The sequence below is a fragment of the Bradyrhizobium sp. Ken01 genome, assembly GCF_055807355.1.
The window spans coordinates 34,625-45,033 of sequence record NZ_JBVVPC010000020.1 but is presented as its reverse complement, the minus strand read 5'-3'; the positions used below and the strand labels follow the sequence as shown (position 1 = coordinate 45,033).

The following is a 10,409-nucleotide window of genomic DNA, read 5'->3' as shown; positions in this document are numbered from 1 at the left end:
AATTCGATTGGGGAAAAAGCCGAGATTTCCGGCCTATTCTCGGGTCTATTCAGGAGCACCGTTGAACGCCGGACTGCCTGGCTGGGGCGGCAGATATCGAACTATCAGGTGTCGGATTGGGGACGTGGCTCCCTTAAGTCGCGCGTCCATTAGTTCGACATGTTGGTGTCAAGGAGCGCCAGAAGTGAGCGCACCACTACTAGTCGCCGGCGTCCGATCGTTGTCGTGACGATACGCCCAGCTCCTATCAACTCATAAAGCTTCGTGCGTCCCAAGCTGGTCGCTTCGCATGCATCGTCAATCGTGCAGGTGAGCCGCTGGGCGAACGGCATCGTGCTCGGTTCTGCGGCATTCGGAGCGGATAAACTGACTTGTGACTGTTGCCCGCCAGCTTTCTCTCGTCGATTGTATCTCACGTGGCCCTCCTGTTCGCACAAAGCTCGCAGAAGGGTTGATTGTGCGAGGAGCAACGTCAATGCGAGCATCCGAGGGCGCGCGCGTACGACAGCGCACGTCAGCGGCGGTTTGAATATTTCCGGGCACCACATGCGACGAGGAAATTTTTCGCGAAATGCGCCAGCGACAGTGAGGCTTTGCGCCGAGGCTAGTCTGCTAATGTCGGCAGCAAATTCCCCAAGCGTTCGCCGCTGTTCACCAGCGTCTTATTCAACCATTATTCAACGAACGCGGCTGACCGCAACCTAAGTGCCTGAGTTTGCTGGCGCTCCCTAGGGGAGACGAAGGGCGACCCGGCAACGCGCTGTAATCCAAACACAAATCGGCTTTGCTACTGCGCGGACGCTACCACCGTGTGCTACCACCAAGCAACCCGGAAGTGAAAGTGTCATGCTAGAGAGGTGGGAACGGATTGACGAATATTTCCGCGAGGAGCGTATCGATCCAAGGAGTAATGACTTTTGGGCAAGTAACGCGAAACTTGGCCTGCCTTTCGAAATAATCGATCGGCACCGCAATCTCTATTCTCTGTTGGCGCTGAACGTCACCTCGCTCGATATTGAACTTGCTCTTTTCGCTTTCAATCGCGAGAGGCTCCTTGGTGAAAAGTAGCTGACCGATACATCCTCGCAGTTCCGCCCCTCCCGACTTATCAATTACAAACACGATCCCGACCAGAACGTTGTGACGTTCCTCAGCGGACCATGCCCTTTGTTCGCTCTGCGTCCCGCGTGCATCTCGAATAGCTAGCCGGGCAGGCGACTGATCGCCCAAAAAGAGGCTAGCCGCACTTGTTACGGCTTCCTTGATATTCTTCAGATTTGTGGTGACACCGGCGATAGCAGCCAGAGCGGTTGCCGCCGCAGTCCATATCGCTACTAATCGAAACCGACTGCGTTTCGGACGTTCGCGCATTGCCCCTCGCATGATGCGGCTTATGTAAAGGACGAAATCCTTTTATCAACTCGGTTGGAGACGAGCCTTTTTAAGCCACGCTACCAAAGTGCCCGTGAGTTGGCCAATACTTGCGATGATAGCCCGTCAGGTCACCGCGAACACGCCTCAGCTCAGCTTTTCCAACGGTTGAAGTCTTCGAAACACCGCGAATTCGTTCGCACCCTTTAGCGCCTTCTCATCGGCGAGAACCTTACGAATAGCAGGCAAGTTTTCTTGTACTTTCCCGATCCCCCAAGCCGCGGCGGTCAGGGCTGCGGCGCTTAGACTCAATGGGAACGCAACGTGGAAGATCCCTCCGGCCGCGACTCCAGCTCCGGTCGTAGCTGCGATTTTCCCAACATCGAGAACCATGCGCCAACTGAGGGCCGAACGCTCAGTACGCAATTCGGCCAGCTTCTTGTCATACGCAAGCATCCTCTCGCGAACGCGCTCTCGAAACCCTTGTAGATCGAGGTTGGTCGCTTCGCTCGCCATGTCTCGAACATCGGCAAATAACCGCGTCCGCTCGTCGGCGGCACTAAACATCGCTTTCGTACGAAACCTGAGCAATTCAGCGGTTGGAACTACCGCTAACCGGTCATCCGGCATGATTTCTGCGACAACCATATCGAGAATGGCGGTACGGCGCGCCCAGTATGGATCATCGTCCGTGCTGTCGACTGCAGCCCGCGCGGATTGCCCCAGTCGGTCGAGAATCGAAGAACTCGGTTCTGGCAGGACCGGGACAAGCCCTCGCTGTTCAGCGACACCCCAAAGCTTCAGAGCGGTGGCAATTCTTGCTCGTGCGATAGTAGTGAGCGTCGCGCGCGTTCCCTCACGCTGCAAGACTCCTTCGAAGAGCGGAAGCGCCGGATCATTATTTATGCTCCCGTCCGCCTGACCCTGCTCGGCGAAGGATTGAGCATCGTCGCCGGAAGCAAGGTCGACCGCCAGCCGGTCTATCGCGTCGGTCAACAGTTCATTGTTGCGCGCCAACGCGCGGTAGTAATTCAAGACCGATTGGACATTGAGCTGGTATCCGCCCATGGGCACCATACCAATCGTTAAAGTGCCGTTATCTGTTTCAGCCCGATCCCAGGAGCTGGTGACCTCAAGAACACCTGCGTCAACAAGTGGCTTACAATCGCTCATCAGGGCGTCGAAATCCGAATCGTAGGTAGACGTTTTTCCCATCGGCCTAACTCGGCCTTGGCCGGGCATGGACATGATAGGAGGCATGCCCATTGCCATTCCCATGGCGGTGCCGGGAAATAAATCTCGATCACCTTGGTCCAAGATGAATACCTTCTCATAAGTGAGCGCTGCCCGCTTTATTTCGTTGAGGTCGTAGCCGCTTTCAGTGGGAGCAATCAGCGCCTGCATTCTCTTATCCTCGACTCATGCGTGCTGATGCTACCCGAGGGGCCATCACCAAGCGATAGGCGGACAAGCGCAAAAGCTTATCGGGTAAACCGATCCCCATCCCGGATGCCTAACTTCAGATATGCGCAACGGGAATCCCTCCGATTCTGAATTGTGCGTTGTATAAATCGTAAATGGTCGTATAGGTTCTTTACAGACCCGCTCTGGAGGACCTTCGACGTGCCCACGGCTCCCCTGATCACCTACATCCGCGTTAGCACCTCGGGCCAAGGCCGCTCAGGCTTGGGCATTGAGGCCCAGCGGCAGACGCTGGCTCACTTCGCGTCCTCCGAGGGATACGAAGTCGCCCGCGAGTTCGTTGAGGTAGAAACGGGCAAGGGCTCGGACGCCCTCGACCGCAGACCGCAGCTCAAGGCCGCCTTGGCCGCTGCACGGAAGCTCAAGTGCCATGTGGGCGTGGCCAAGCTCGACCGGCTCAGCCGTGACGTCCACTTCATTTCAGGCCTGATGGCGCACAAGGTGCCTTTCGTAGTAGCTGAGCTTGGCCCCGACGTAGACCCGTTCGTGCTGCACCTCTTCGCCGCCCTGGCCGAGAAGGAGCGCGCGCTCATCTCCACCCGCACTCGGCAGGCCCTCTCGGCCGCTAAGGCTCGCGGGGTCAGCCTGGGTAACCCAAAGCTCCACGTGGCCCGCAAGGGGGCCGTGGAAGCGGTGAAGGCCGAGGCAGAGCGCTACGCGGCCAATGTGCTGCCGACCATCCGTGAGGCGCAGAAAGCCGGTGCGAGCACACTCAGGCAGCTGGCTGACGCGTTGAATGCGCGGGGTATCCCTACGGCTCGCGGTGGGCAGTGGTACGCCCAGTCGGTAGCGAACGTCCTTGAGCGGGCATAGGGAGCGGACGCGATGTCATTGCTTGGAACACTGTTGGTGTTTTTCGGCTCGGTGAGTGTGGCATTCCAAGCGAGATGGGCACCACCGATCTGCATCATCGGCGGCCTATGGCTGATCTACCGCGCGGGTTGAGACCTGCCCGGCGCCTACGAGACACCACGCGAAAACTTTGGGTCCCCTTTCCGGTTAAGGGATCCTAATCTGGCACCAAGCCCCACCCCGACTTCAAGCTTCTTCGGCTTAAGGGGCGGCGGCGGCGGAGCTTGCGACTGTCGGGTGTTCGAAGCGGTGCGCAAATTACGAGGAAAGCAACCAATTGATCAGGCGCCAACCGGCCCATCCAATGGCGCCAACCCAAGCCAGCGTGGCTCCCCCGGCGAGGCCTAGGATGGCGACTCCGAAGAAGTAGCGGCCAATATTACTGTTAGCGGGATCCGTTTGCGCAGGGCTGTGAAACATGCGCTCTTTTCCCTCAGACACGTGCATATTGGATGCTCCTCGACGCAACAAACGCGGCGGGAAAAACCGGCAAAGCCCAGGGAGTTCCTATTTTTCCCGATGGGGTAGGGCACCGAGTGTTGTGCCAGTCGTTAAGCGGTGCGGCGGCGGAGCTTGGTGGCTGCTGGATCTTCTCTCCACCGCTTCCGCGGCCTGGCGTTGAGCCTCAATGGTCCCGGAGGTAAGGTTGCCACGGACCGGCTTGTGGGGGCGCACGTGGGCATTGGCATTGCATTCTGCCTTATACTTGGCTGGATTCTGCTGGAGGTGCTTGGCTATTCGAAGACTGAGATTTTCCAGAATCTCGTTTACTGGTCCTGCTTCCTTCTGGTCTGCGCCGTCCATGAGCTTTCGAAGCGGAGGGATAAGGCAGCCATGGAGATGAACGCGCTCCGTGGGGAGATTGAGGACGCGCGTGGCGAGATCCGTCGCCTTCAGTCCGATCTGGGGGGGCTTCAGGGCTCGCAGCCCAATGCCCTCCGGCTTTCCCCCTGGTCACCCGGGAAAAGCGTCCCTAGTGTCGCCTTGGCGGCCATTGCCTTGCCGCCTTCTACGGCCGCGGGCCCACGTGAGACGGCAGTGAAGGCAGCGTCCCCCACGAGGTCGTTTGAGGCATTGTGGGGCCCCGCCCTACTGGCTCTATTTTTCCTTCTGATCAAATTCTGGCCTGAAGTCGGCGCCTTGGTTCAAAACGTGCTCCAGGGTCCCGTGCGGTGAGCTGCTGTGTACGCTTCGAGCCCTATGGGTCCCCTGTTCAACGCTAGGATTCCTCGCGGGCCCCATCGGCCTCCGCTTGCACATAGGGCCCATTGATTTCGTTGGGTATCTCCGAGGCCATCAAGGACTTAGCGGCAAGTCACCACCACCTACACAGGAAGGCGCCTAGGTATACAGCGCCCACGACCGTCAGCCTCGATGCTCGACGTGCGGAGTAATGTTCTCTCGATAGCAGTGTAAGATGAAGGCGAACGCCGCGTTCCAGCTCATGAAGCGGAAGGCCGTGCGAGCTCCGCTGCACTCCTCCCAATGCTCTGTTGAGCCGCCAGCCCCGTGTGCTGCCGCATAAGCGTAGTTGCGCAGATCTTCGAGCGTGTCTTCATTTGCCCTAACAACTACCGCGTGGGGAGCTTCCGACATGTCCCTATTCTACAGGGAGCGGCGTTGAAATCATTGTCGGATTACACCAGCCATCAATGGGTTAGCGGTCAAGCACCACCACCTACACAGGAAAGCACGGCTACCGCCCCCCCGATGGGCACCAAAGGCGGCTCCTCGCTCTCACACTCCCCCTCAACTTCAGACGTGAAGACAGAACCATCGATGCCCACATCTACCGGGACTACAGCGGTGCCCGACTTCAAGAAAGTCCGCTCATATCTCCGCACCATCCAGCAACGTGAAGCCCTCGGTGGCTTCACCAAGGCCGGGTGGTCACCTGCTGAACTTGCCGAGTTCGCCCGGCAGCATTGCCCCGCTCCAGGCAAGTCCCAGCCCTCCGCCGCCGCCTATCGATATGCAATCGAGAGAGGCGCCGATCATCCGTCCGCGGTGGAGACCCTGGCGTCCCTCCGCAACCATCATCCGACAACGAAGCTACTTGGACTGACATACTGAACTCATGCCTTTAGAGACTGCCACTTTCATCTCTGATCTTGTTACCTCCAACCCAGCCGCGTCCGACCCTCTAGCCGGTGCCGACGACCACCTCCGTCTGATCAAGGCGGCCGCGAAGAATACCCTCGCCCACACAGGGCCCCTTACGAACACCGACAACCAGCTGATCCCCACTGATGGCACCAGCACCAAGCCGGCCTATTCGTTCGCCTCAGAGCCTACCTTAGGCCTCCAGCGCACCGCGGCCGGCGTTATGTCGGTGGTGGGCGGCAGGCTCAAGGGAGCAATCCCTGTCGGCCTGCTCTGCGTGTTCCCAAAGGAGCCCTCATCGCTCGCGAAGACAACCGCGGACAAGGGCAAGGATTACGTTGAGCTGAACGGCGCGACCTACAACGTTGTGGACTATCCCGATCTGGCGAACTTCTTCGGCTACACCGGATCCACATTCACCGTGCCGGATATGTACACGACAGGACGCTTCCCAAGGTCCCGCACTGCGGCTACCGCGGCGCTCACCGCCCAGGCGAACACCGTAGGGCCTCATACGCATCCCGATGTGACCCCTACGACCGCCGCGGAGACCCAGGAACACACCCACGCGTTCTCAGGAACGACCGGCTCGATGAACCGCAACGCGTCTCACAGCCACAACATCAGCAGCTCCGGTTTGGGCACTGTTAGCGCCTACACCACATGGCGTGGGGGCTCCGGCAGCGGCGTTGGTGGCGGCGGTGCATTCGGGCCCGGTGATACCATCTCCATCGTTGCGGCGAACACGGACCACGAGCACGCCTTTAGCGGCACTACGGCTGGGCGCTCGGCTACGCACAATCACACCGTGACTGTCAGCACCCCTGCTAACACAGGCAGCACCGAGACCCGGCCAGAGGCCATCTCTTTCGTGTTCACCGTGAAGGCCTGACGTCACCTGAGGCCCGCCCAGCGATCAGCCTGGGGAAATTAGCTACCCGCTGGCAGCTATCGGCCTCCCCTCGGCCATCCTGTGGTTCATTGCGGACCTTAGGAAGCCGAGGGGGGCTAGATGTCCGAAGCCGAGGGCCCACGCCTATCACCACAACAACAGCGGTGGACCGCATCGATGATGCTCGATATCGCGGACGTGTTCTACCGGTTGCGCAAGCGGATGCCGATATCATACGCGGCCACGTTCCTCCGTATTGCTCAAAAGGAAGGGCTCACTGTGTCAGAGCTGGCGGCTCGCCGTGGCGTAAGTGGCGCTGTGATGTCCAGGCACCTTGGAGAGCTTGGGGCCCGCAACAGACAAGGCGGGGCTGGCTTAGGCCTCATCGCCGTGGTCCAGAAGATCCACGGGGACCGCAGGGAGCACCGGGTGGTCCTCACGGACAAAGGGATAGCAGTTGCGAACCAACTTCAGAGCGTCGCGAGGGGCGAGGGCCCTTGGGTTCAGCGGCTACGGAAGCGCCGTCCCCCGCAAAAACCGGTGACACCCTAAGTAGGGCACAGGGGCCCTTGGGACACCAATGGCTCTCAGGGTCGCTACGGGAATCCCTGAGGCGTTCTAGGCGCTGGTGACACAGAAGAGGCCCACCGAGACTGAAGCGAATCCTGAGGCTCCCCTGTGAATCCTAGGGGCCACCAAGTGACGGCCCTCGGGAGAGGTAACACCCACCACGTTTGTTATAATACTTGTGCTCAAACTGGAGCACTTTCAGCGGCATCTACACCACGGATGCACACAGTAGTCGGCACGGTCACACCCAGTGACCCCATGTGCCACCCGTCCCCTAATGGGGGGCCAACGTCTAATAGACTATTCTTTAGATGGTTCACCCCCATTAAACTTCCGAAAATTCCTAGATGACAAACCATATCGGCCTGCACGGGCAGTATGCCCTCGTGTCGCCGCAATACTTTGTCGATCGGTTCACCCTTCATTGGACCGAAGTATTCGACATGCCCGCCAGCGAGCCCCTGAGGAAACTCTGGCGCACTATGGCCAACACCTATCAGCAATCCATCATCGCTACCGCTCAAGATCAGCCCTCTAGGTGGCGTGTTCTCCAACCACCTACTGGCTCAGGGAAAACCATGGGCGCTGTGGTCTACTCTGGGCTCCAAGCTGAGCTTAATGCCTCTGTGGCTGCCGGTGTCATGCCGGTGGGGCTTATGATTGTAACTCGCCTCAAAGCTCAGGTTGATGAGGTTGTCTCAGACATCAACGCTTATGTTGGACGTGAGGTGGCCATCGCGGACCACACGGACCATAGGGCCACCCCAGAGCAGCTTCATGGTAGTGATATCGTGGTCATCACGCATGAGGCCTACACCAAGGCGAAGAAGACCCTCTCCGGCGTTAAAGCAGAGCGATGGGCAAGGCTTACCCATTGGCGTGGTGGAAAACGGCTTCTCACCATCGTTGATGAGGCCTTGGCCAATGTCGTAGAGCATAGCCAAGTCAAGCTCGATGATCTCTCCTTCCTGATCGGCCACATACCTCACGAGATGCGACTGGCCCATACTACCGAGGTGGAGGCCTTAGAGGTGCTCAGAGAGAACATGCTGACGCATGCGGGTATCAATGACGGTTTTCAAATCGGCACCTCGCTGGCGTGGTTGGCGGGCGAGGCCCCTGTGTCAGCCGATCTCGGTGCCCTGAGAGCAGCCATGCTCAAGCTGCCCTACGACAAACAGATTGGACGAGAAGACGAGAAGGAGCGACAACGCCTTGCACAGCGCTATGACAAGGTGCTCAGGGACGCCGAAGCGCTCCTGGACCAGCACGCCTTCATGGCCCTCTCAGGTAACCAACACTCGATGAACTCAGCGGCGCTCGCGGTGCCTCTGGAGCTACCCGGGCCTGTGGTGCTCGATGCCACTGCGGGTGTCGACCTCATGTACCAGCTAATGGAAGATCGGGCCGACATCATCCCAACGCCGCCCGGTGTTCGTGACTACAGCAACGTCACTCTTCACGTGGCCCGCACTGCGAGCATCGGTAAGACCAAGATGGAGGAGTTGGCGGCCACACGGTTTCCTCAGTTGCAGGAAAATCTCGCTGAGCGGCTATCGCCTGACCGGAGCGTGCTGTTCTGCGTCCACAAGCGGGTTGAGCATCTTGTCCCGGCGCAGGGAGACCTCGGGGTGAGAAAAGTCGCATCAGCTCATTGGGGCGCAATCGACGGCAGCAATGCTTACAAGGACTTCGACACGGCTGTAATCTTCGGCCTTCCTTTCCGGGACCGCATTTGGGGCACCAACGTGTTCTTTGCGTTCCAGGGGGTCCGCGATGACGATTGGCACGACAACCCGTCTTGGAAAGAGCACACGAACGTCAGAGAGCTGTTGCAACGCCGGCACCTCGCCACGTCCATCATCCAGGCCATGGGCCGTGTACGCCTTCGGAAGGTAATTGACGGACAAGGGCGGTGCGCGCCCACTGACGTGTTCATCGTGCTGCCCACTGGCGAGCGCGGTACGGAAATCCTTCGATACATCCGTCAAGAGCTGCCGAACATCTCGGTGCAGGATTGGGCATTGGATCTCGACGGCCCTAAGATCCGCGTCAAACGCAGCGGGTTGCCCCATGACCGCTTGGTCACCTTCATGGCCAATCGGAGCCCAGGGCGCACCTACATGAACCTCATCGGCCGCGAGTTTGGCCTGAAGCCTCACCAGCGTAAGGACCTCCAAAAGACGCTCCGTGATGAGAACCATGCCACCTCGCTGGCGCTGAAGGCACTGGGGGTCACTTATGGGTCGGAGGGCAAGGGCAAGGGGGCGAAGAGCTTTCTGGTGAAGGCAGCATAAGGGCCGAGAATGTCCTTTCGCTTAGCGACTTGGTTGCTGCCGCGCCTCGTGTGAACGATCCATCAACGAGCGGATAGCCGTTCCTTTCGCTGCCGCTTCTGGCGAGCCCTCGGCCACGTTTTCAGGTGTGCATTTCGTCGATGGAGGACTTCCACACTGGCGAGCCAGAGCTTCCCAGCCAACGCACTTGCCAGATTGGTTTCGGTATCCCGGGCCGCCGTTGTCACCGCAGGCCGCGAGCGCCATTGGCGGCATCAAGGCTTGCACGGCGAGGAGCAACAACACGGCCTTCGAGATCATTTTGGCCGCTCCACACGGGAGCCGACAAACTGCGCTATTTCGGCGGCCGAATAGACGCCCTGCGGCGTGGGGCCAGGCGGCAGCTTCAAGACCCTCACATAAACATCCTGGCCCGGTCTAATCACAGTATCGACGCTACCGGGTGAGTTGGTGGTGAAGGCTTGATTGCCTACGAAAGTTGTTGAACTGGTTCCCGGGGTGACAATCGTGGAGGCACGGCTCGCATCGGCTGCGCTGATGATCTGGAAGTGCGTCCCTCCAGCTGCTTGGGTTGTCTCTGCAGCCTTCAAGAGAACGTAGTCTTGGACGGTCGAAGAGTTGGTGTAGGCATTGCCCCGCGCTTGAATCCGCCATGTGTCGGCAGTCATCTGCTGCGCTGCCACGCCTCCGGTAAACCCCATGTCTTGATATTTGGTCCCGCAGCCACCTACCGCGAGGCACATCCCCAAAATCGCAGCCAAACGCATCAAACTCTCCCCCCAGCAGCGACTATCCAAGCGCAACTTGGGGAAGAGATCAATCAGACCTTCGCCGAACCAACG

Annotated in this window: 6 protein-coding genes; 3 read left to right on the top strand and 3 right to left on the bottom strand. The window is 59.2% G+C overall.

The window, feature by feature from the left end; all coding sequences use genetic code 11:
• Positions 1 to 849: 849 nt before the first annotated feature.
• Both AC0L3S_RS19810 and AC0L3S_RS19805 read right to left on the bottom strand, forming a co-directional pair.
• The gene (locus tag AC0L3S_RS19810) at positions 850 to 1,371 is read right to left on the bottom strand and encodes a hypothetical protein (RefSeq protein WP_473280675.1); all 522 of its coding nucleotides are present in this window, start codon (positions 1,369 to 1,371) and stop codon (positions 850 to 852) included.
• A gap of 147 nt (positions 1,372 to 1,518) precedes the next feature.
• Positions 1,519 to 2,775 carry a hypothetical protein gene (locus tag AC0L3S_RS19805; protein WP_473280672.1) on the bottom strand — a complete coding sequence of 419 codons (1,257 nt, stop codon included), beginning with the start codon at positions 2,773 to 2,775 and terminating at the stop codon, positions 1,519 to 1,521.
• Positions 2,776 to 2,994: 219 nt separating this feature from the next.
• Between AC0L3S_RS19805 and AC0L3S_RS19800 the strand changes: the two genes are divergently transcribed.
• The 3 genes from AC0L3S_RS19800 (at position 2,995) to AC0L3S_RS19790 (ending at position 9,567) form a co-directional block, all read left to right on the top strand.
• Entirely contained in the window at positions 2,995 to 3,666 is a 672-nt protein-coding gene (locus tag AC0L3S_RS19800; protein ID WP_473280670.1) for a recombinase family protein, read from the top strand.
• Positions 3,667 to 5,782: 2,116 nt separating this feature from the next.
• Positions 5,783 to 6,700 carry a hypothetical protein gene (locus AC0L3S_RS19795; protein WP_473280666.1) on the top strand — a complete coding sequence of 306 codons (918 nt, stop codon included), beginning with the start codon at positions 5,783 to 5,785 and terminating at the stop codon, positions 6,698 to 6,700.
• Between the two features lie 917 nt (positions 6,701 to 7,617).
• On the top strand, positions 7,618 to 9,567 hold the full coding sequence (locus tag AC0L3S_RS19790) for a DEAD/DEAH box helicase family protein (RefSeq protein WP_473280664.1): 1,950 nt from the start codon (positions 7,618 to 7,620) through the stop codon (positions 9,565 to 9,567).
• 296 nt (positions 9,568 to 9,863) lie between these two features.
• Here AC0L3S_RS19790 and AC0L3S_RS19785 read toward each other — a convergent pair whose 3' ends face one another.
• Complete coding sequence (locus AC0L3S_RS19785) at positions 9,864 to 10,334, bottom strand: CC0125/CC1285 family lipoprotein (protein WP_473280662.1); 471 nt, start codon at positions 10,332 to 10,334, stop codon at positions 9,864 to 9,866.
• Between the last annotated feature and the right edge of the window lie 75 nt (positions 10,335 to 10,409).

What these genes read in the sequence shown, in the direction of transcription:
- AC0L3S_RS19810 (WP_473280675.1), bottom strand. Translation starts at nt 1,371, where the DNA reads ATGCGCGAACGTCCGAAACGCAGTCGGTTTCGATTAGTAGCGATATGG.
- AC0L3S_RS19805 (WP_473280672.1), bottom strand. Translation starts at nt 2,775, where the DNA reads ATGCAGGCGCTGATTGCTCCCACTGAAAGCGGCTACGACCTCAACGAA.
- AC0L3S_RS19795 (WP_473280666.1), top strand. Translation starts at nt 5,783, where the DNA reads ATGCCTTTAGAGACTGCCACTTTCATCTCTGATCTTGTTACCTCCAAC.
- AC0L3S_RS19790 (WP_473280664.1), top strand. Translation starts at nt 7,618, where the DNA reads ATGACAAACCATATCGGCCTGCACGGGCAGTATGCCCTCGTGTCGCCG.
- AC0L3S_RS19785 (WP_473280662.1), bottom strand. Translation starts at nt 10,334, where the DNA reads ATGCGTTTGGCTGCGATTTTGGGGATGTGCCTCGCGGTAGGTGGCTGC.